The organism is Acinetobacter tjernbergiae DSM 14971 = CIP 107465, from assembly GCF_000374425.1.
GTDB lineage: Bacteria > Pseudomonadota > Gammaproteobacteria > Pseudomonadales > Moraxellaceae > Acinetobacter > Acinetobacter tjernbergiae.
Map to the genome: position 1 here is coordinate 268459 of NZ_KB894353.1, position 23122 is coordinate 291580.

The following is a 23122-nucleotide window of genomic DNA, read 5'->3' on the forward strand; positions in this document are numbered from 1 at the left end:
AAACTTAGAGGGTGTTTTTAGATATTAAGATATTAGAATTTGAATTCTAGTCCCAACCCAGCTACAGGTTGTTTATCTTTTTTATCGGCTTGCTCAAGTGTTAAATAACCTGCGTAACCATAGGTTTTAACTTGTTTATTAAAGGCATAGTCTACACCACCAATAATTTGCTTAGCTTTAAAATCAGCAGTGTTATTTTTAAAACTGGTATCATTTTGGCTATATTGACCTTTTACAGTCCAACTTTTCGCTTGTGGAATATTATATTCCGCACCAAGTAACCAACCTTGAGCATCATCAATATTCTCAGATCCAGCAGCGTTACCTAATGCTTTTTCGACTTCAGATGTTTGATAAAGTGCTTTTAATGCTAAACCTTCCACAGGATTCAAACGACCAATTACACGAACCGTATTTGCAGCAGCAAATAATGAACTTCCTGTAATAGCCTTATCAGAAGCATTGAGAATACCGCGTCCTAAGAAATTACTAGGAATCGCTTTATCATATCCAATGCCAGCAACCAATAATCGGCTTTCAAAGCTTGCAGATGCTGACCAAGAATCACCTAATCCACGCCCATCAACCTTCGCAACGCCGGCTTTACTATTATCAATACCTGTTGCTTCACCCGTTGCCAACAAAGCATTTACTTTAATCGCACCATCTAATACAGGTACTTTTACCGCTGGAGATTCATAAACAACGACATTGCTAATACGATTTTCACCAGTGAAAATACCATTCACATCAGCTTTATTTGCAACATAGTTATTAAAAGTATCAACAACACTCGATAATTGTTTAACTGGAGTATCATGTACGCCAATTTTAATTGTACCTAATTGACTGTCTTTTAAACCAACAAATCGGTTTCGTTGCGTCCAATCAGTGCTATCACCATCAGCACTCAATCCCCACTCTGCAGCATACACAGCACTTAAACGATCTGTTAGTTTTTCATCGCCTTTAATCCCAATAAACGAACTATTTGAGCTGATTTCCCAAACATCTCGATTAGCCGTCTTTGCATTCTTTTCTGGTAAATAATCAACACTGGCATCAATCTCACCATAGATTGTTGGTGCTGCAAATGTTGAAGTTGCGAGTAAACCAAGCACTGCTGCTGTTACAATTTTGATTTTCATTGTTTACGTCCTAGCTAAATTTGTAACAAATCCTACACATTAACTTTATATGACAAAACGATTAAAATCTTATTTATTTATTCTATTTTCGACTAAAGTTTAATTTTTATACGTATTAAACACCTATTAAAAATCAGATTAGAAAACAAATTTATCAATAAATATCAATATATTGAAACAAAAATAAACAATACTATTCAATAAAAATTACTTATTCATAAAAATGGTATTTCTAAGAGGAGTCTGTACTTTAGTCGATAAGTGATCAAAACAATTGCCTTAATTTATTTCAAAAAATAAAAAAACACCCATAAATTTGTAATAAAAATCTATTTTTACCTTGTATTATTTTTCCAATAAAAAATAGGCAATAAACATAAAATAGAAATCATAACAATGATGAGCAAATAGTGGTAGTAACCCGCTAGATCGCCAATAATGCCACTTCCTAAATACAATAAACCACTTATTGTCGCCATAATAGAAACTTGAAAAGTGAAATCTGTACCTGCAGATTGTTTACGGCTGTATTGCATAATCAAGGTTAACATTACAACCAACAACATGGCTGAGCATGCATCTTCAAATGCATTTACGCTATACAACCAAAATGGAGCGATCGAAGCGTTAAATTCATAACCATAAGCAATGACAGTATAAGCCGCTAAACTGATAATTTTCAAAATAGAAAATACAATTAAGCAATTCACTCTTGAAAAATGTTTTAACAATAGCCCAGCAATCCCTGCACCTATCAGTGCTGCAACTGCACCAAATATGGTAATAAAAATACCAATCTGGCTAAAATTTAACCCCATATCTACCATCAGCGGTTTTAATAAAGGCCCTGCTAAACCATCAGCAACTTTAAAACTCAACAAAACCATTAACCACGTTTCTAACTCTTTAGAAGACGTAAAATAATTGAGATATTTTTTGATGGCTTGGCTAAATGAAAGAGGAGTCTTTTGATCTGCAATATTTTTCACTGCATGTATAGGTTCTCGATAGAACAAAACAGGTACGGTATTCAAAAAAACCAGCCCAGCTAAAACTAAAAAAGTTTTCTGCCAGTCCAACCAATCTAAACACCACAACACCGCCCCACCGCCCACAATAAACCCTAGACGCGAGCCAATCACTTGAAAGGTATTGCCCCAATGCTGTTGATCATTTTTGAGTAAATTGACAGCTAAGGCATCTGTCGCAATATCTTGAGTGGCACCTGTCAAATTCATCAGAAAAAGTAAGGCAAAGAAAATAAATAAATAACTGGGTTGATCAAGTGCTTGAATAGGGAAAAAAGACAGGATGATGAGAATCAAAACACTGGATAATTGCGTTGGAATAATCCAACTACGATAGTGCCCTAAACGAGAAAGCGCAAAACGATCAACATAAGGTGCCCAAAAGATTTTGATTGACCACGGCAACATCAGCAAACCAAAACCACCGATATGCGCCAAAGAAACGCCTTGCGCTCTTAAAATCACAGGTAAAGCATGGGTCATAAAACCAACAGGCAATCCCTGTGCCCAATATAGAGAAAACAATAAAATGTAAATCTGTCGAAGATTAAGCATTTAGAGTTTTCCATAACAGCACAATAAGGGGGCTTAAGTATCCAATCCTTTCATTCATCTGGCAATAAAATCTTAGTTTTTGCCAATGCAGTGTATGTCATGAATGTTTAACATCAATTGTAGTTGTCATCATAATTCTGAATTTATGTCACAATATTTTCCAGATCTCCCTCCTTTAGTTCCTCAACGTGGGACAGCATTTAGCCGAGCCTTGTGTCGAAAACTGTTTCTAACTCAAGGTTGGACAGTGGTAGGCGAAATTCCTAATTTAGCCAAAGCGGTTGCAATTATTTCTCCCCATACCTCAAATATTGACGGTTGGTATGGTTTTCTAGCGATTGGTGGTCTTGGTTTAAAAGTGACCGTTCTCGGCAAAGATACTTTATTTAAACCACCATTTAAGCCGCTTCTAGATTGGGCGGGTCTCATTCCTGTTCATCGAGATAGTGCGCATGGTCTGACAGAACAAGTGGTCGCAACCATTCAAAAATATGACAAAATTTGGGTGGGTATGGCACCAGAAGGAACACGTAAAAAAGCTGAAAAAATAAAAAGTGGTTTCTATCATATTGCCCATGCAGCGGGAATTCCAATTGTGATGTTTGCCTTTGACTATGATCACAAGATCATTTACTGCTTAGGTGCATTCACGCCAACAGGTCATTATCAACATGATCTTGAACAAATCATGCAACGTTACGTCGGTCATTTCTCTCCCAAGAATCCACACTGGCTTGCAGAACCATTACAAAAACTTGTGAAAAAGAACTAGAAAATTAGGGGTAAATCTGCTCTGATGTGACCATCTTTTTGTATATTTTATCTCCATTTCATATGAAAATTGCTCGACTGTCTTGCTTTGCACTTCTTAGCTTAGCTTTATTTGGTTGTGATCAAACCGCAAAGAAAACTCCCCCAACAACAGCGATTAAAGCACGTGAACCTGTCATTGCATTGGCTTTAGGTGGCGGTGGTGCAAAAGGCTTTGCCCATATCGGTGTGATTAAAGTGTTAGAGTCACATGGGATTAAAGCGAAAATTGTCACAGGTACTAGCGCAGGTAGTTTTGTGGGCAGTATTTATGCCAGTGGTCAAACACCATATCAAATGCAGAATCTTGCATTAAAACTACAAGAATCAGACTTACGTGATTTAACGTTGAATAGCCAAGGCATTATTTTGGGTCAAAAACTGCAAAACTATGTGAACAGCCAAGTCGGCAATAAACCAATTGAGAAATTCCCAATTCGTTTTGCTGCTGTAGCGACACGTTTAGACAATGGTAAAAAAGCCGAGTTTATTAAAGGGAATGCAGGTCAAGCAGTACGGGCTTCTTGTAGTATTCCAAACGTCTTTGTCCCTGCGGTGATTGGGAATACTAAATATGTAGATGGTGGTTTAGTCAGTCCAATTCCTGTTAAAACAGCGAAAGATATGGGTGCTGATATTGTGATTGCTGTTGATATTTCTGCACGCCCAACTGGTGACAAACCATTAAGCATGTGGGGATTATTAGACCAAACCATTAATATTATGGGACAACAAAGTATTAATGAAGAATTGAGCCAAGCGAATGTGGTGATCCAGCCTAAAGTAGGTCATTTAGGTGTGCTTGATCTTAAATCAAGTAATCAAGCGATCTTAGAAGGTGAAAAATCGGCTCAAGCAAAGATTACCGCAATTCAAAATGCGATTACAGCATTTAAGAAATCCCCTGCTGCTTTTAAACCTGCTTCTCGTTCTAAATTCTAAAAATAATCTTGAAGGGCTACTGGTATTTGATCGCTACTTGCCATCTGAGCAAGATTCTTGATGACCACCAGCCCTAAATTCTAAAAAAACAATCATTGTATATTCATCAAGATAATGATCTGCTAGAGTGCTAGAGGTGAATGTTTTTTCACCTCCATTCAGTTTAATGATGTGAGCAAATCTATGGAATTTGTAGTTGAGCCGTGGCACTGGTTTGTATTAGGAATTTTACTGATTCTTTCAGAATTGATTCTGACCGCTTTTGCTGCGTTATGGTTTGGTATAGCAGCAGTGATGGTCTGCATTTTACTATGGCTTTTCCCAATGATGGGCTTTACCACCCAAGTGATTACTTGGGGGATTTTATCTATTTTATGTACGATTCTTTGGTTCAAATTTATCAAACCACTTTCTATCGATAAAACCAAAGCAGGGCTTCCTCGTGAAGCAACCATCGGTCAAGTGGGTATGGTCATTCAAACGGGACTGAATCATGGGCAAATTATCGTCCGTTTTTCGATGCCTGTTTTAGGTTCTGATGAATGGAATTGCCGTTGTGCTGTTCCAGTACAAGTCGGTGATCGCGTTCGAGTAATTGATATTTTGGGTAATGATTTAGTCGTTCAACCGCATAGCAACTCATAAACATAAAGAGGGTTTCCAATGTCTGTCGGTACTATTGTTGTCTTAGCACTTTTAGCTTTTATTGGTACAACTATTTTTAAAGGGGTTCGTATTGTTCCCCAAGGTTATAAATGGATTGTGCAACGTTTAGGTAAATACCATACCACTTTAGGTCCTGGTCTGAATTTTGTTATTCCTTATATTGATGAAGTGGCTTATAAAATCACGACCAAAGATATTGTTTTAGATATTCCATCACAAGAAGTGATTACCCGAGACAATGCCGTATTAGTGATGAATGCCGTTGCCTATATCAATTTAACCACACCTGAAAAAGCTGTGTATGGGATTGAAAACTATATCTGGGCGATTCAAAATCTAGTTCAGACTTCACTACGATCAATTGTCGGTGAAATGGATTTGGATGATGCTTTATCTTCACGTGATCATATTAAAGCAAAATTAAAAGCTGCCATTTCTGATGATATTTCAGATTGGGGCATCACCCTTAAAACAGTTGAAATTCAAGATATTCAGCCATCTCACACAATGCAAGCGGCAATGGAAGAACAAGCGGCGGCTGAACGTCAACGTCGTGCTGCCGTAACCAAAGCAGATGGTGAAAAACAAGCAGCTATCTTGAGCGCAGAAGGTCGTTTGGAAGCCTCTCGTCGTGATGCCGAAGCACAAGTAGTACTTGCTGAAGCGTCTCAACGTGCCATTGAAATGGTAACGAGTGCTGTTGGTGACAAAGAAATCCCTGTCGCTTACTTACTCGGTGAGCAATATGTGAAAGCGATGCAGGATCTATCTAAATCAAGCAACGCAAAAACTGTGGTACTTCCAGCAGATGTACTCAATGCAATTCGTGGAATTATGGGTAAACACTAACTGTTACTTCTAAAAATAAAAGCAGCGATAATGCTGCTTTTATTTTAACGATTCAAAATCAATTTTCGATCTTTGACTGGTAGCTGTTTTACGATCAAATCATAAGAATCTTGAATGAGATCCTGAACTAAATCAGCTGTGATATCTGAATTACTGGCAATCGAAATCCAATGCTTTTTATTCATATGATAACCCGCTGAAATTGAGGCATAGAGTTCTTGATATTCTAGACTTTTTTCAGGCTTACATTTTACAGTGATGATCAATTTTCCTGAGTAAGAACCAATCAACATAAACATCTTGTCAAAAATTTTAAACACTTCACAATCTGGACCAAAAGGTTGTGACTGGATCGAAAAAGCAAGTGTTTGTCCATACTCCAGTGCCAATTGTTCTAGTTGATCTTCATTCATAAAACCGTATCCTATTGTTATGAATACTTATAAAAATATTTCGTTGCTATAAATAAACTTTGAATTATTTTCTATTCATTCTTTCTCAAATCTGAGCTGATCATAAAATACCTCAAACTCAGTTTTACCATCTTGTGCTGCAATACCCCAAGGTATTTCAGTCGTGATTATGCAACGCTTTCGCCCATCGGATTCAACCCATATGCGAATAATTTCGCAAGCAATCACTCCTTGTTGTGGATAATGGCTCATTTCATGTAAGTTTTGATCTGTAAATATAGGTACTTTATCAATAAACAACCATTCTCGATTTGAACTATCTGTTAATACGCACTCAACCCAACCAGGAAAAGAGGAATCTACAAATCGAACGATCTGAACATTGAGCATGTACATCACATTCCACCTAAATCAAACTGTAAAAATTCGACAAATACCTCAATCTTGAAAATACTTATTAATTCCTAAGCCCCTAGATTATAGAGCATATCTTAGCTTTTCCGTGCTAACAAGAATTGTGAAATCTCAACTAATTCTTTGGCATCATCACCAAAATATGCCAATGCTTCAAAGGCTTGATCATGTAAATTTTGGGCATAAGCTTGAGCCTGTTGCAAGCCCATCAATGCGGGATAAGTAGATTTTTGTACTTGCTCGTCTTTACCTGCAGTTTTACCTAAAATTTCAGTGCTTGCCGTAATATCTAAAATATCATCTTGAACTTGGAAAGCTAAACCAATGCTTTGTCCAAATTGACGTAGTTTAGGAATTGCCTGATCCGTCCCTGCAAAAATTGTCACAGCACCCATCATAATTGCCGCTTGAATCAATGCACCCGTTTTATTACGGTGAATATTTTCTAATTCAGTTTGATCAACTTGTTTGCCTTCAGCCTGCAAATCTAAGACCTGACCACTGACCATTCTCGAACTGGCTGTCGCTAAAATCTGCATTTGTTTCAAGACAACTGCTGCATCTGTGCCCTGTCCCTGTTCATCAAACAAACGGCTTCCCAAAATCTCAAATGCCATTGACTGCAAAATATCGCCTGCCAATAATGCTGTATTCTCACCAAATGCAACATGACACGTTGGCTGACCACGGCGAAGCAAATCATTGTCCATACATGGCAAATCATCATGCGCCAACGAGTAACAGTGAATTAACTCAACAGCAACAGCAGCACGACGCGCCGCCGCAAAATTGTGGTTCGACTGTAACGAAGCTGCTGCGTAGCATAACGCTGGACGGACACGTTTCCCCCCCAACATCACCGCATGATGAACGGCTGACTTTAATGGTTCAGGAATGGAAAATGCAGCCAATGCTGTCAATAAATCTTGTTGAATACGTTGTTGAGCTTGTTGTAGAACATCCGCATTAACTTGAGAAATAGATGACACGATTGCCTCGGGAAATTTTAATGAAAGGATCAACTGACAAGAAAATGCCAGAATGACAACATCATAACATCATTTATTTAGAGAAATTGTTTTTGTGTTTTGAATAACTTCAAAATAATAAAGCCTTCAAATGAAGGCTTTATTCACGGGATTAAATTAGCATTTAGAAAGTATCACCCGGTACACGAACCCAACCTTCCATCAAAACACGTGCACTACGACTCATGATTGCTTTTTTCACAGCCCATTTACCATTGATGAATTCTGCTTGAGCGCCGACACGTAAAGTGCCTGATGGATGACCAAAACGAACTGCTTCACGTTCGCCACCCCCTGCTGCTAAATTCACTAAAGTACCCGGAATAGCTGCTGCCGTTCCAATCGCCACGGCTGCTGTACCCATCATAGCATGATGTAATTTGCCCATAGACAATGCACGTACCAATAAATCAACATCTGTTGCCTCAACAGTTTTGCCACTTGAAGAGGTGTAGCTTTTTGGTTTTGAAACAAATGCAATTTTAGGCGTATGCTGACGTGCAGCAGCTTCCGAAATGTCTTTGATCAAACCCATATGTACTGCACCATAAGCACGAATTTTTTCAAAACGAGCTAAAGCTGCGGCATCGCCATTGATATGATCTTGTAATTCTGTCCCTTGATAACCAATATCTTCAGCATTCAAGAAAATCGTTGGAATACCTGCATTAATAAATGTCGCTTGGAATGTTCCAACATCTGGAACCACCAATTGATCAACAACATTTCCTGTAGGAAACATATCCCCACCCTCTTCACCATCATCGGCAGGGTCTAAAAATTCAATTTGAACTTCTGCTGCGGGGAAAGTCACCCCATCTAATTCAAAATCACCGGTTTCCTGAACTTGACCATTGGTCACAGGGACATGTGCAATAATGGTTTTTTGAATATTCTTTTGCCAAATGCGTACCGTACAAATTCCATTTTCAGGAATTCGATCAGCATCAACTAAACCATTTGAAATAGCAAAGGAGCCTACAGCTGCTGTCAGATTGCCACAGTTACCACTCCAATCGACAAAAGCTTGATCAATCGAAACTTGTCCAAATAAATAGTCTACATCATGTTCTGGTTCTGAGCTTTTTGTCAAAATTACCGTTTTACTGGTACTTGAAGTTGCACCGCCCATACCATCAATCTGTTTACCATATGGATCAGGACTTCCAATCACACGTAACAGAAGTTGATCTCGTGCTTTGCCTGCAATTTGTGCAGCTTGTGGTAAATCATTTAGATTGAAAAAGACACCCTTACTCGTGCCACCACGCATATAGGTTGCAGGGACTTTAATTTGTGGTACTGAACTCATGTCAATTTCATCCTTTTATCATGTTCTTGGTCAAGTAGATTGTGAGCTTAAATTATCGTACAGTCATCTGAAATGCCATACGACTATACGATTAAAGTAAAGCAGAATGGATAAAGCTCGTTCGCTATATTGAGTAAAACTAAATGACTTAACAATGGCACTAACATAAAGAAGTCTCGTTTAAAAAACAAAAATAGGATTTATCTGCATAAAAACCAAACACCTCACAGTTTACTATTCGTTCAAATATCAGATTTTAAATAACTTTTAAAAACTACTTTCCAGTCATAGCCAAGCTGTACTTTTACTAGGCTAAAACCTTGCAATCTATTAGAATATTCCACTTATTTTCCGTCGAGCTCAGTCCTTTGAACAACGATTCCTCTCAACTTCAGCGTGGACTTAAAAACCGCCATATTCAGCTCATCGCGATGGGTGGAGCTATTGGTACGGGCTTATTTTTAGGTTCTGCGCAAGTCATCCAGTCTGCTGGACCATCCATTATTTTAGGTTATGCAATTGGCGGTCTAATTGCATTTCTCATCATGCGTCAACTCGGTGAAATGATCGTTGAAGAACCTGTTGCGGGTTCATTTAGTCATTTTGCTCACCGTTATTGGGGGAAGTTTCCAGGTTTTTTATCAGGTTGGAATTATTGGGTACTCTATATTTTAGTTGCAATGACTGAATTAACAGCTGTCGGTAAATATATCAATTATTGGTGGCCCCAAATTCCAGCTTGGCAATCTGTATTATTTTTCTTTGTGATTATTACAGCAATTAACTTAACCAATGTTAAATTTTATGGTGAATCAGAATTTTGGTTAGCCATCATTAAAGTCACCGCTGTTGTGGCCATGATTTTATTTGGTTTATTCTTGCTTTTCACGGCTGATGCAAACTCAACCGCATCATTTAGTAACCTTTGGACACATGGTGGATTTTTCCCAAATGGTTTCGATGGTTTGTTCTATATGCTTGCCTTTATTATGTTTGCCTTTGGCGGAATCGAATTGATTGGTATGGCTGCGGCAGAAGCAAATGAGCCAAAGAAAACAATACCTAAAGCGATTAACCAAGTTGTAGTGCGTATTTTAGTTTTCTATATTGGCTCTTTAGCAATCCTATTATCACTTGTGCCTTGGAACCAACTTGATTTAGGTGGTTTAGACAAGAGCCCATTTGTGATGATTTTTAGTCAAATGGGGATTGGTTGGGCGGCTCATTTACTCAATTTTGTTATTCTGACTGCGGCATTATCGGTATATAACAGTGGTATGTTCGCCAACAGCCGTATGCTTTTTGGTTTGGCACAACAAGGCAATGCACCCAAGGTCTTCGCCAAAGTAAATAAACAAGGTGTACCAGTTCCAGCAGTTTTACTTTCTGCTTTATTAATCTTTGGCTGTGTGATTTTGAATTATAAAGTCCCAGAAGAAGCACTTAGTCATTTAATGTATGTGGTCGTTGGTGCTTTAGTTTTAAACTGGGCAATGATCACATTAACGCATTTAAAATTTAAAGCCATGGTCAAAGAGAATAATTTAAAGACAAACTTCCCTGCTTTATGGTCACCGTTTGGTAACTATTTAGTTTTAGCTTTCATTGGCGTTGTTTTATACATTATGTGGCAGCAAGGTTTCAAAGAATCTGTGCTGATGATTCCAATTTGGATCACATTGATGTTTATGCTATATAAAGTTTTAAATCTTAGAACAAAAGACTAAGCATTTGATCGGTTTAATTAAAAAGTGATTGCTTCGGCAATCATTTTTTTGTTTATAATCAGAAAATTATGCGCTTATAGCTTAACTGGATAGAGCAGTTGCCTCCTAAGCGACCGACGTGGGTTCGAGTCCCGCTGAGCGCACCATTTTATAGTCTAATTCAGTATCTATATGGTATACAACACGAAAAAAATCAATATAAATTAATATTTTAATTAATATAAAAGTTAATAACTGTCTCTATTGATCTACCAAAATCCATGTTTCTTTACGGTAATTTATACGGTAAACTCGTTTTACCGTATAAACTGATACCGCAAAAATGCCAAAAGTTGTTGTACCACTTACAGATACCAAAATAAAAAAGACCAAAGCTGATCCTGAAAACATACAAAAGCTATCTGATGGAAAAGGCTTATTTTTAATGATTACCAAGAATGGAGAAAAATTCTGGCGTTTTGACTATGCTCGTCCTTATACAAAGAAACGTAACTCTATAAGCTTTGGTAATTACCCTATCATTGGTTTGGCAGAAGCAAGGCAACGACGTGATGACGCTCGTACATTACTTGCTCAGAACATTGATCCCCAAGTAGAGAAATTAAGAATTGAGAATGAGATTCTAAATGCAAATAAGAATATATTCTCCACTGTAGCTCTAGAATGGGCAACAAAGCAGAATTTTGCTGAGGCTACAGTTAAAGGACAACAACGTTTATTTGAAGTGATTTTCAAACATATTGGCAGGATTCCTATCCATGAACTAAAGCCAATGGATATTTTAAATATTTGTCGTATTTACGAAAAAGAAGGCAAACATGAAACAGCAAAGAAGGTAAAAACTAAATGTGGTCAAATTTTCCGTTACGCTGTCTCATTAGGCTTATGTGAACGTGATGTAACACAAGATTTAAGAGGGGTTTTAACTACACCTGAGATTAAACATATGGCAGCAATCACAGATCCAAATGAGTTTGCAAAGCTTCTAAATGATCTAGATCATTATAATGGTTCAGTTATCACGCAATATGCTTTGCGTATTGCTCCTCTAGTCTTTGTTCGCCCTGGTGAATTACGTCATGCAAAATGGGCAGATATAGACTTAGAAAAAAATCGTTGGGAATACACACCACCTAAAACCAAGAAAAAAACAGGTGTATCGCATATCGTCCCCTTATCCACTCAAGTCATCCAAATGCTGAAAGAGCTTGCTGAAATTACTCAGGCAAACAGCGCATACGTTTTCCCTTCTCTTACTTCATGGCAACGCCCGATGTCAGAAAATACAGTTAATCAGGCATTACGTCGCTTAGGCTATACATCAGAAGAAGCTTGTGGACATGGTTTCAGAGCATCCGCCAGAACTATTTTGGAGGAGGTACTTGAGTACCCTGTTGAATGGATTGAGCAACAACTAGCTCATAAAGTCAGAGATATGCATGGAACTGCTTACAATCGCACCAAGCATTTAGAGAAGCGTAGTGCAATGTTGCAGGCTTGGGCAGATTATTGTGAGAATATTAAACTTAATTCAATTAAATAAACTGGTGCTTATCTTTTTAATAAAAGACTTATAAAGTACTACTTATAAAATTAATCCTCTAGGACAGGCTCTGTCTTAGTTGTCCAAATACTACCATCTATATAATTGTTATCAAAAGATAAAAAGCTATTGAAATTTAACTTGCCATAGAAATCATAATTGTATTCTGTAAAAAGTTTTTTATCACCACCTATTAACCAAATCAATCTATAATCATTTTCTTCTAACCAATTATCAAGTATATCTTTTCTGCATAAAGCAAAACTAGAACCACTTTCATCAACACTTGGATCTTGAAAAACAATTCGCCCTGAAGAATCAATCCAATTATTAACAGACAAAGCTTTTCTCTTTAAACCTAATGAATGAATGAATTGTGGTGAAGGAAGAAAAAAATTTATGCCATCTTTAACAGAAGCATCATTAGTACTACCTTCATATTCATATTTTGAGATTGGAGAAAAGGCTTCTAAATTCTCATCTATATGCTCCAATCTACATCCAAAACCTTCAGATAAATCATTTAGATAATCATCTACACAAGGGTGCCAACAATGCTCACCTAGAAAAGAATGATATCCTATTCGTAGCGTTTCAATTAAATCAGGATTACAAAGTTCCTGCCCCAAGACCTTTTGTTTAAAATCAGAAAAAAATTGATTAGATATAATAACTGGATTAATTCTATACCAAAAATCCTGAGATGGAATTTCATCTTTATTTACTTTTGGCTCTTTTCTAAATTTCACAAAACCAGCTAAAGCATACCAACTTATATCGCATTCATCTTTTACTATAAGAGCTTTATTAAACTGCGGTAAGTTCTTTTCAGTCCAAAGCCATTCCTGTAATTCATTTATCTTATTGCTCGTAGCAAAGTTTATTGAAATTGGTTGCCACCATGTAGTAGTGTTATTTATTGACCAACCATCATCTCCTGTTCTTCTAATCAATAATGTTGGATCGATATCTCTTACACCAAGTTGCCACCCCCCAAAAAAATCAGTAGAAACTGCTTCAGGGAAACGACTATCGGGCTTCACTTGGAAGCTATCTGTTAAATAGGCTAAATATTCATGATAAGCAATCCATTGATATTTTTTACCGATTCGCTCTATCAAAGGTCTACTTCCGCCATTAGAAGATAAGTTTCTATCAAATGATTTAAATAACTCATCACTCCAACCAAGCTGCATTGCTCTAAAATAAATCCATCGCTGAGCTTGCTTTTTTGATTGCATCACAATTTCGAAATTAGATAATTTAAATACCCATTTAGCTCTAATTTGTTGCAATGAATTAAATTTATCTTTGTTATTTTCTAAAAATAACTGTATTTTTGTTTTCTCATTTTTTTTATTTTTTTTATTAAAATTAATAATTTCATTAGGTTCTGGATTCGGATCAAGAACAATCTGCTTTGTTCTATTATTAGAAATTTCTTCCAAAATTTTATCAAAATTTAAAGATTTCCATAATTTAGATTCTTCTAATTTTTTCATCAAAAGATAATCTGCTTCTTCCAAAATCAAAGCTTCCAACTCAGTAGCTAAATTTGCAGGTAATTCTTTTGCAAATTTTATTTTCTCATCTAATCCTACCCTCATATCCTCTATATCTAATTCAGTACAAGTAACTTCATCAATAGCTCTCATGCTGTAGCAATAAAAATCTGACATAGAACTCATAACAGAGTGATAAATCTCATTTTTATCTTGATCAGCAATATTCAGAACATGAACAGGGTCTTTTAAAGCCCATTTCTGCTTATAAGGTGGTAAAAAATATTCTCTTTTTATATCAATAGGAAGACTTTGTTTATGTTCTGCATAAAGCAATATACTGACAATACAGTCCCTTAATAGAACATGTGGATATGGATATTTATCTTTAAAGTGATGTTCTATAATCCACTTACTTATTTTAGATGTATAAGAGTTATCTTGAAGATTTGTCAAAACCCCATAGACAATAGCGTAAACTCTTTCATTAATATAAGGGTCATTTGTTTCATAAAAATTTTCAAGAAATAAGATAATTCTCTCTGGAATAAAGCAAAGCAAATGAGTAACTGCCTTAGTTACCTCATCTCGTAGCTTTCTATTTGTAGTTGATGTTATCCAAGTTAATGCTATAGAACACAAATAGAGCCTTTCTTCTTCTGCTAAAGCAATCTCTTTGCTCAAAGCCCATTCTATTAATGCTCTAAGGTTGGACTCTGTTTCATGTTCCTCTTCAACTTCATCAGCATATGCCACATAAGTTGACCAATAAGAGTCTCTTGAAGAGAGAGACATATTTTTAAGCCAATCATTTAAGAAAACTGCATTCAATTTATGAGTAGGTTCTGTTGCTAATGCAAATAAAATATTTATCCTATGATCTTCATAACACTTGTTAGGAATTTGGTGAAAAATTTCTATTGTTCTATCAGTGAATGAACTTGTGCTTCGACTTATTAAGGTCTTAACAAAAATCTCTTTAAAAAAATAATAGTTTAGAATTTCAATAGGAAAATAGTCAATCAACTCAGTTTTAAATTCATCAGCTATGATAATATTAAGTGCAGACCAGATACCTAAAAATTTAAAGCTGTTCGGTTTTGATTTTAGAATTTGGAAATTATAATTTTCATAAAGTGCTACTTCTAGTTCAGGTATACTTTTTATGCCAGCCATTATGCTAATAGCAATTAAGTAATCACTAAACCTTTCAAAAGTAAAACGAACGACCACATTATGATTCGTTTGACCATCTACTCCATTATACTCAATATCTTCAGATATCAGTCCTTCTTCTAGCATCAAATCATATAAACATTTATCTGAACCATTACGTGAGTCTACACTATTAATTAATTCAAATGCTTCTTCAAATTTTAGCCCATAAATATTATCTGGAAACAGTTTTTCTGCTAACCGCAGCAAGGCATTATAAATAACCTTTTCATGCGGTCTATATCCCTTAACTTTAGAAATTTTATTTTGGGCACTTTGAATATAAAACTCAAAAATATTTACTATTCCATGTAACCCTTTAGGAAACTCACTCAGACCTGCTTGTTTTATTGCTTTACAGCATGTCTTAAGAAAAAGGGGGTTCGTGTATTCAGGAGCTAATATAGGTACAGATGGCTTAACAATCCCTTGTCTATTTAGATAAATCGAAGCAGCTCTATGCTCAAACCCTTTAAATCCATTGTGTTCCTGTTGAGTAATATTACTTCTTAAACCTTCAGGAAATATATAGTTAAGATAGGTGGATCTACAACTGACAACTATACTTATATGTGGATATTGGCTAATTTGATGAAAAAAGCTGATCAACCAGTCATTCCAATCTCTACTAAATCGCCCCTCATTAATTGCATCAATTATGATCAGAAGATTAGACTTATCTGCTTCTCCACAAGCATCCAATGCTCCTAAAAGTGTACTATCATCTATTGTTGCTAAATCTAATTCTCTTTTTAAAAAATCTAGAGGATTACCACCCTGATAGTGCTGCCCTAACATAAATACTGTAGATAATCCCTTACCCATTCTCGTTAAAGCAATATCACACAGCATGTGAGACTTACCATTCCCAGCATCGCCATGTAATAGAAACTGCCTTGTATAAGCAGCTTGAGTAATTTTATCAGTAAAAAAATTCAATAGATTAGTTGTTATATCACTAAATTTATAAATATCATTTTGATATATTCTTACAGTTTCTACAGTTTTTTTATGATCAGAAGCAAAATGATAAACTCTAATAAGTTCAGAACAAAATTCTTTAATTTCACTAAATACTGAAATATATATTTCCAGATTGGAGAACCAGTCCTTATATTTCAAACTATTTTTTATATCTTCAATAGTAGTAGTTATTAAACTCCATTTATCTTGATAACTTATATTTTTAACTAAATCTTTAAAATAATTCTTATCACAACTTTCCAAACGTAAAAGAGCTTTTTCCACCTCACCAACTATTGAAAGCCACTCATACACATTGGAGTTCAATAATTCTATATATTCTTTTGTCCGACCTAACCCCTCAAATATTTTAGCTATAGGTAGATCCACATGAAATTCTGGTGTAAAACGATCACCTAAAGAAAGCCTAGACCTGTTAATAATTCTTTCAAAAATATCTTTAGTTATAATTAACTCATCAAACCAATATCTTGCTCGTCCATTAAACAATGGATTATCCCGTTGGCTTAGCATTAATAAAATTTCATGCTTTCCCCAAAAATGGAAATTTACCAGCATATTTCTTTTTAGAGCTTCTTTTTCCCATTTATAACAATGAGTATTCCATTTATCTCTGGCACTTACGACCTGCTTTCCTCCACGCCCCATTTTTCGGCTATCTGGTAAATCTTGAGGAATACAAACATAATAATTTGTGATATTTGGATGTTTATCCAATGCTGTTAAAACTGAATCACTAATTTGAGTCCATTGAGAATCATCAACATTCTCTAAAAAGTATTTAGCCTGCCAAGCATGTTCTGTACCATCATCAAGTATCCAATAACACTCTACACCAGCATCTCCACCAGCCCCCTCTTTCCTTTCAAAGGTCCGGGCATTTGCCGGAGGGCACAGGTGAGCTAATTGGCAGATTAATTCTTCAAATCCACCATCTTTACTCCCATCAAAAGTTCTTATATTTGAAAAATTTAATTCTGGCATATTCAAAAACTAAGGTAAGGTTAAAAGTAAGTCATAATTGGATAAACGCTGGATAGGCAAATTTCTCCATCCCCCTACTCTTGGAAGCATATTTGAATTACTAGAAAGTTTTTCTAATAATTCTTTCAAATGAGATGTAGAGTTAATACCTAATAATGGTAATATTTTTTCACAGTATTTCTTTGAAACTGATTTTGCAAAAATTTCATAAGCATCATGTCCATCGTGATATACCTGTAAGGATGGGTGCCAGTAATCATATCCATTACTTTCTATATTTTTAGACATCAAATTTAAATAACAAATAAAGTCTGCCTGACATAAATGATCCAGTCCTAAAAATTTTATGGAAAATCTTCTTTTGATAAGCTCACCAAGTGGAGATATCCAATTCTGAGACTCCGCATTTGAAAAATAAAATTTAAGTGATTCAATATCTTCATTTAAAAAATCAAATTGCTTGATCTTTTTTGAACGACCTGACTCTCTATAACAGTAGTATGGTTGATTTAACAAAAATGAAATAACAGAAAATTTTTCCATTTTTATAAAAATTGCTAATGTATAAAGAAAAAGTTCACATCCAATAAATTTATAAAAATCAAAATCCCATGCTCTATAACTATAGCTCGTTTTTCCATTTGAATCTGGATAGAAATATTGAGACATTCCCTCAAAAAAACGGTGAAGAGCCAAGATACTATCCTCATTTGCGGCATGTGAAGCGATTGTATATAGCACTCCAATAATTTGCTCTAGAGGTTGCTTAAACTCTTCAATTCTATTAAAAATTAATTTTGCATGATCAACTGGTTCTAAATCATCAGAATATTCTAATTTGAATCTACTTAGATTCTCTAGCACTGTATCAAAATATTCACTTACTGTTCCTTGAGCATTAGGCTTTCCACTCTTGAGCAAATCTATACATCGTCTTGCTAGCGCATCAGTCCCAAGCAAAGAAAACTTTTCTTCTAAAATATAACTTGGTGGCTTACCTAACTGTGGTCGTTGGTACAAGGGTTTATCAAATACCCATCGTATTAACTGTTCAAAATTTTGCGTATATTTATCATCATTACTCAAATCAATATGGATTCTTCCTGAGTAATATACTGGTATAAAAGGGTTCCCGTGATCATCAACCTCTGCAATAACAGCTACAAATTTCGTTTGCTTAACCTCATTATAAATTTTTGAAGAAATAATTTGTGTTTCAACACCAACGCCTTTCTCTCTATCATCGGCTCTACTCTTATATTTCTTATCACAAATCATGATGACTTTAGTAATAGTCTCATCTGCAACCATTTGTTCCATAAAATGATAAGGGTCTTGACCCTCTTTTAGATCCCATTTATCAAATTTTACTTCTACACCTGACTCTGTTAATTCATGAGCTAATCTTAAAACCCAATCTTCATGCTCAGTAGAAGTCCAACTATAGGAAATAAATAACTTTGGTGCCGTCATGAACTATTGTCCTCATGCTTTTTAATTTTCTTCATTTCATTGATTAGAAGAGTTCTTAATTCAACAACTGCTTGTTTTTCCGTAGCATTAAGTACGGCGTGTGGAAAAAGTACCATATAGCTTTTTGCTTCTGTTGGCTGTCCTGCCAATTGAGGGTGTAAAGCTCTTTTACATAACTCTGAATTTTCAGGAATTCGCTGCCCTAAAATATCAAGTAACATACCCTCTAGACATAAAGGTTCGGATAGCAAGACAATAATATTATTTTTCTTAGCTAAACTTAGATCTTGCTGCTTTATAGCAACATCACTATCCATAAAAATGTATTTTTGATCGTAGGCGGCATGACTTGTCTTTTTAATTGCTGTCTTAATTACATCGTGAGGTGAACCACCATCTGCTGAATTAATCGTAACTTTTTGACCAGAATCCCGATGGTCATAAAGACTTTTCATGTGATCTAAAAAGGCTTTATCGTGCGCTCCCTCTGCAACAATGATGAGTGTTGTTTTTTTAATGTGACGAGTTCTAGCCATAATGCATAACCTCACACATTTGGAACAGCATCAAATGCGCCAGCCATGTACTTCGCATATAAATTATCATCTGCCCTGACACCAACTACATCATCTAAACGCCAAGCTTCTGATTCTTGATTTTCTTTCTGCACAAGATAAATTTGATGCTTCTGAAGTATGTTAAATACCTCAGGTGTGTGACAGCTAAAAATAAGTTGTGCTTGATAAGGATTTGTTTGTTCAAATTTAAATAAATCAATTAAATGAGGTAAAAGATGTGGATGCAAGTCGTTATCAATTTCATCAATAATTGCTAAACCACCTTTCTGTAAAATTGGCAAAATTATACTTAACAAAATAAAAGCAGAGCGAGTGCCATTAGATTCATTAATGAACCAGAATTTTAATTCTTCATTGCCATATTGATGTATTGCTACTGGCATTAAAACTTCTTTAGCTTGTTGATCTAAATCAAATGAAACAACCTGCTCAAATTTTAACTTTGAAATTCCAATATCGAACTTACACAGTAAATTTTCTACTTGATTTTTAAGAATTTCATTATCATTAAACAACTCAGCAGCTTCAATTAAAGCCTCGCTAGAGTGTTCCTCTCGTCCCGTTGGATGAACATTAAAAGCAAAACTGCTAAAGAAATGAACAACTTTTTTAGCTATCGGACTGTCTAACAAGTTAGCATAAGCAATCAAAGAAACATTTGTATTAGCATCATCAGCTAATGAGGGTGAAAGGAAATGACGGTGTTTATAACTTACAATTTCTTCATCATTTATTCTCTCAAAAATATAACTAAAACTACGACTAGTTTTCTGATACAAAGCTTCCCGATAAACTTTCTTTGTTGTAACACTTAACTCGTAACGATACTCGTCATATAAATCATCCTCGTTTTTTAATAAAAATCCAACTTCAAAATTTGATATCTTTTCTTCAGTACCTTTGAATGGAGAAAATAAAATAGCATCATTAGATTCTAGTCGTTTCGCAGAACGTGCAATAAACCAACTTAAAAAAGGTAAAACTTTTAAAAACTGAGTCTTACCAGAGCCATTTGCTCCCAAAACCCCAGTTACTTTATTTAACCGAAACTTATCATAGGTAGTTTTCAAATTAATATCATATAAAGACTCAGCTGGCTGTTTGCCAACTTTAAAAGACCACTCTCCCTCTCCTGCAAAGGAGAAGAAATTATTAAAACGAATATAGAGCAGCATAGAAACGCCTATTCAACAAAATTTTGTTAATTTCTTTACAATATAGCACATAGAGTATACTTTCCTAGCTCAATTAACTACTGCAATCAATTTATCACCCAAATACAACACATTTTTATCAAAAAAATAAGGAGGCTCTCGCCTCCCACTTATTTTCGACTAGCTACTTAGTCTCAATCCATTGATTGATTTCTAAAGCTGACCAAGCGACACGATTGACAGATAACTTTATCGGTTTAGGAAAAGTCACATCATAGCGTGGCGATTTCTGATTCATCATTAAATATATAGTTGGTCGACTTAACCCCGTAATTTCACAAACTTGTGAGATTTTAAGCAATTGATTCATCTGAAAAGTTTGACCTGTGAACGCATTCATGATGTTTTTCTCCCAATCAATGATGCGAGCGCAATTTCGCTCAAATAATAGAGCTCGCTGTAAGAAAAAACGTCCTGCTTCAACCCAATCAATTCAAAGCCTGCACCGACTGCTGCAATCCTTTCTGAATATCCTGAACATGAGTTAAATCATGCGTTTGCTGATGTTGCTCAGATTTTGCTTCATCAGTATAAAACTCCTCAACAATATCCAGTCCCTCTTCACCACCGACCTCAAAGCTGGCATTGCCATAGCCCTGCCGTGCCACATGATCCAACGCCTCCTGATAAAAACCTGCCGCTTTACTTGTTTCATCCATCTGTTTGGCTGATGTAATCGCTTCTTGCAGATTCACACCATCACGTAAAGTTAAGTCCACATAGTAAATCGGGGTACGATAACTCTGAGTAGTACTTTTACCTCGCAAGGTCAATTGCAATGGCAGACATGAAAGTAGGTCACCTGAAGCTGCATGATAGTAACGAAGCCGTGCTAGCAAAGTACGAATGCTATTAAAACCAGTAGTTCTAAAGATGAATGTACCGAACTCATCCGATTCATCTAAATTGACATAAAGCCGTCCGTAGGGCTTGCACAACCCACCCTGTGCCAATGGACATAAATCGGGTGATGGACATGGATGTTGTTCTATGCCTTGTTGAGTGAGTCGCTGGCTGGTTTCTCCATTACCTGAACAGATTAAACGTCCTGTTTGTCGGTCAAATAAGCTGTACTCAGCTCGTAGATTCAGCTCAGGATCATTGAAGATCATACGGACTGGAATGCTTCTGAGTTTCTGGTTTTGGTTCGGTGCTTTAGCTCTAAGTTGTTCATCCAGTGGGTGTTTGACCCAACCATCTTTGCCTTGAATTTGGCTGGTAATGGTGAATTGGTCATCCTTTTCAGGTAGGCGTTTACCGTTCTTTTCTACAACTTTGCCGATACTGATCCGACCTAAAACAGGTGGTGTAATTGCGAGACCTTTAATCATGGTGATTTCCTCTATATAGATGTATAAATAAAATTTTGGGCATAAAAAAATCCCACACCTGTTGGGGCATGGGATCGGTTGGTTGGGGTGTTGGTTAAATTGAAATGGGTTACTTGGGTATCAGCCCTATCCACCATTCGGATAAATCTGAAATCTTCGTGCTCCCACTTTAGTTTGTGGAAACTGCTGTAAATATTCAGGGTGTTGTTTAAGCAGGGATTTACTGTCTAGGCTGATGGAGTCCTGTGATTTTTTCCACGTCACTGAGCCACCCGTGAACACTGCTCGCTCAGCTTCTTTCATCAGCATTTGCAGTTGATGTTTCAGCTCATCAAAATACTGTTGGTGTTGCTCGACTTTGTGTCGCTCTTCTAACAGTTGGTTGAATAAATAGTTGGCTTGTTCATTTTGACTGAGGTCTTCTACTAGTAATGGCGTTTGTGCTGGATAAAGTTGTTGCAAGGCTTTGGCTGCTGAATCAGAAGCATCGACACTGGGAGGAATACCTGATTCCACACATTGCCAGAAGTGACGTTCCGCATTAATGATGTGCTGAATCACCGTTTCATTACGGGTCACTTTAAAGATTTTAGTTTCATGCCCACAAACCAAGGCACAGATATGTGCAGCTTGTTTGCCTGTCACTGCCAATTGATGTTGGACTTGGCAGAGGACATACAATGGCACACCATCTCGCCACAGTTTTGAGCCATATTCTCCAACGGTTTTACACTCTAATATTTGCACTTCGCCATTGCCCACCACGGCATAGTCCAGATTGGCAAGCATAAAGTGTTTGTCTTCATCGGGGTGTTGTAAGACTGCATTGACTCGACGCACCTTATTGTTGGTGTGCATGCTGTAGTATTCTGCTACAAGCGGCTCTAACTGCTTGCCCCAATACAACGGTGCATAGCCTGCGCTTTCGTCCTCGATATTTTGTTGCATCCGACCTGTCTTAATCATCCATAGTTCTAGCATCGACATATAGGGATTGAGTCCACAGGCGGTTGCCGCATCACTACTGCCAATGCCCTGTTTTCTGACCTCTAGCCATTGTTGATAATTGAGCTGTTTAGTATTGGCAAGGCGTTTGGCTGTGAGTGCTTTGGTTTTTCGTGGCTGCGTATTCAGTCGGTCACTTTTAGTTCGAGTTCCCACCTCAAGCTGTTGGGTGGGTGGATTCAGGTTTGGTGAATAAGGTTGTAAAGGTGGATGGTTTAAAGTGTTTTGAATTTGAGTATGACTATTCATTGTAACTATTCCTGTATGAGTAAAATCGTAAAAGCTAAATTTTGGGCATAAAAAAAGCCACATCTGGAAATGTGGCTAAAGGTGTTGCTGTGCTTGTACGGTGTTACCGTATGCTTAGGCTAATGTAGAAGGCTTAACTGAAACTGAATTTA

General features: G+C 36.4%; 19 protein-coding genes and 1 tRNA gene. 7 read left to right on the forward strand and 13 right to left on the reverse strand.

The window, feature by feature from the left end:
* Window positions 1-32: 32 nt before the first annotated feature.
* Window positions 33-1148, reverse strand: coding sequence for a porin (locus C502_RS0101170; protein ID WP_018677031.1), 1116 nt, complete (start codon window positions 1146-1148; stop codon window positions 33-35).
* A gap of 335 nt (window positions 1149-1483) precedes the next feature.
* Entirely contained in the window at window positions 1484-2731 is a 1248-nt protein-coding gene (locus C502_RS0101175; protein WP_018677032.1) for an MFS transporter, read from the reverse strand.
* Window positions 2732-2876: 145 nt separating this feature from the next.
* Between C502_RS0101175 and C502_RS0101180 the strand changes: the two genes are divergently transcribed.
* From C502_RS0101180 to C502_RS0101195, 4 genes are all read left to right on the forward strand, one after another.
* Complete coding sequence (locus tag C502_RS0101180) at window positions 2877-3503, forward strand: 1-acyl-sn-glycerol-3-phosphate acyltransferase (protein ID WP_023274473.1); 627 nt, start codon at window positions 2877-2879, stop codon at window positions 3501-3503.
* A 62-nt stretch (window positions 3504-3565) separates the two neighbouring features.
* On the forward strand, window positions 3566-4483 hold the full coding sequence (locus tag C502_RS0101185) for a patatin-like phospholipase family protein (protein ID WP_023274472.1): 918 nt from the start codon (window positions 3566-3568) through the stop codon (window positions 4481-4483).
* A 183-nt stretch (window positions 4484-4666) separates the two neighbouring features.
* The gene (locus C502_RS0101190; protein WP_018677035.1) at window positions 4667-5128 is read left to right on the forward strand and encodes an NfeD family protein; all 462 of its coding nucleotides are present in this window, start codon (window positions 4667-4669) and stop codon (window positions 5126-5128) included.
* 18 nt (window positions 5129-5146) lie between these two features.
* Entirely contained in the window at window positions 5147-5998 is an 852-nt protein-coding gene (locus C502_RS0101195) for an SPFH domain-containing protein (RefSeq protein WP_018677036.1), read from the forward strand.
* 44 nt (window positions 5999-6042) lie between these two features.
* Here C502_RS0101195 and C502_RS0101200 read toward each other — a convergent pair whose 3' ends face one another.
* The 4 genes from C502_RS0101200 to prpF form a co-directional block, all read right to left on the reverse strand.
* Window positions 6043-6411, reverse strand: a complete 369-nt coding sequence (locus C502_RS0101200) for an MmcQ/YjbR family DNA-binding protein (protein WP_018677037.1) — start codon at window positions 6409-6411, stop codon at window positions 6043-6045.
* 75 nt (window positions 6412-6486) lie between these two features.
* On the reverse strand, window positions 6487-6807 hold the full coding sequence (locus C502_RS0101205; protein WP_023274471.1) for a hypothetical protein: 321 nt from the start codon (window positions 6805-6807) through the stop codon (window positions 6487-6489).
* A gap of 95 nt (window positions 6808-6902) precedes the next feature.
* Entirely contained in the window at window positions 6903-7814 is a 912-nt protein-coding gene (locus C502_RS0101210; RefSeq protein ID WP_018677039.1) for a polyprenyl synthetase family protein, read from the reverse strand.
* 163 nt (window positions 7815-7977) lie between these two features.
* Window positions 7978-9165 carry a 2-methylaconitate cis-trans isomerase PrpF gene (gene prpF / locus C502_RS0101215; protein ID WP_018677040.1) on the reverse strand — a complete coding sequence of 396 codons (1188 nt, stop codon included), beginning with the start codon at window positions 9163-9165 and terminating at the stop codon, window positions 7978-7980.
* Window positions 9166-9533: 368 nt separating this feature from the next.
* Between prpF and C502_RS0101220 the strand changes: the two genes are divergently transcribed.
* From C502_RS0101220 to C502_RS0101230, 3 genes are all read left to right on the forward strand, one after another.
* Complete coding sequence (locus C502_RS0101220) at window positions 9534-10892, forward strand: amino acid permease (RefSeq protein ID WP_023274470.1); 1359 nt, start codon at window positions 9534-9536, stop codon at window positions 10890-10892.
* Window positions 10893-10962: 70 nt separating this feature from the next.
* Window positions 10963-11038 (forward strand) — tRNA-Arg (locus C502_RS0101225).
* 176 nt (window positions 11039-11214) lie between these two features.
* The gene (locus tag C502_RS0101230; RefSeq protein WP_018677042.1) at window positions 11215-12435 is read left to right on the forward strand and encodes a tyrosine-type recombinase/integrase; all 1221 of its coding nucleotides are present in this window, start codon (window positions 11215-11217) and stop codon (window positions 12433-12435) included.
* A gap of 50 nt (window positions 12436-12485) precedes the next feature.
* On the opposite strand, the gene C502_RS0101235 is transcribed toward C502_RS0101230, so the two are convergent.
* The 7 genes from C502_RS0101235 to C502_RS0101265 form a co-directional block, all read right to left on the reverse strand.
* Window positions 12486-17120 (reverse strand): NACHT domain-containing protein, encoded by a 4635-nt coding sequence (locus C502_RS0101235; RefSeq protein WP_018677043.1) that lies wholly within the window; start codon window positions 17118-17120, stop codon window positions 12486-12488.
* A gap of 9 nt (window positions 17121-17129) precedes the next feature.
* On the reverse strand, window positions 17130-18593 hold the full coding sequence (locus tag C502_RS0101240) for a toll/interleukin-1 receptor domain-containing protein (RefSeq protein ID WP_018677044.1): 1464 nt from the start codon (window positions 18591-18593) through the stop codon (window positions 17130-17132).
* Window positions 18590-19129 (reverse strand): hypothetical protein, encoded by a 540-nt coding sequence (locus C502_RS0101245; RefSeq protein WP_018677045.1) that lies wholly within the window; start codon window positions 19127-19129, stop codon window positions 18590-18592. The genes C502_RS0101240 and C502_RS0101245 overlap by 4 nt, the downstream gene beginning before the upstream one ends.
* Before the next feature lie 11 nt (window positions 19130-19140).
* Window positions 19141-20346, reverse strand: a complete 1206-nt coding sequence (locus C502_RS0101250) for an AAA family ATPase (RefSeq protein ID WP_018677046.1) — start codon at window positions 20344-20346, stop codon at window positions 19141-19143.
* Between the two features lie 163 nt (window positions 20347-20509).
* The gene (locus tag C502_RS0101255; protein ID WP_018677047.1) at window positions 20510-20725 is read right to left on the reverse strand and encodes a helix-turn-helix transcriptional regulator; all 216 of its coding nucleotides are present in this window, start codon (window positions 20723-20725) and stop codon (window positions 20510-20512) included.
* 88 nt (window positions 20726-20813) lie between these two features.
* The gene (locus tag C502_RS0101260; RefSeq protein ID WP_018677048.1) at window positions 20814-21716 is read right to left on the reverse strand and encodes a recombination directionality factor; all 903 of its coding nucleotides are present in this window, start codon (window positions 21714-21716) and stop codon (window positions 20814-20816) included.
* Between the two features lie 126 nt (window positions 21717-21842).
* Window positions 21843-22970 carry a YqaJ viral recombinase family nuclease gene (locus tag C502_RS0101265; RefSeq protein WP_018677049.1) on the reverse strand — a complete coding sequence of 376 codons (1128 nt, stop codon included), beginning with the start codon at window positions 22968-22970 and terminating at the stop codon, window positions 21843-21845.
* Window positions 22971-23122 lie beyond the last annotated feature (152 nt).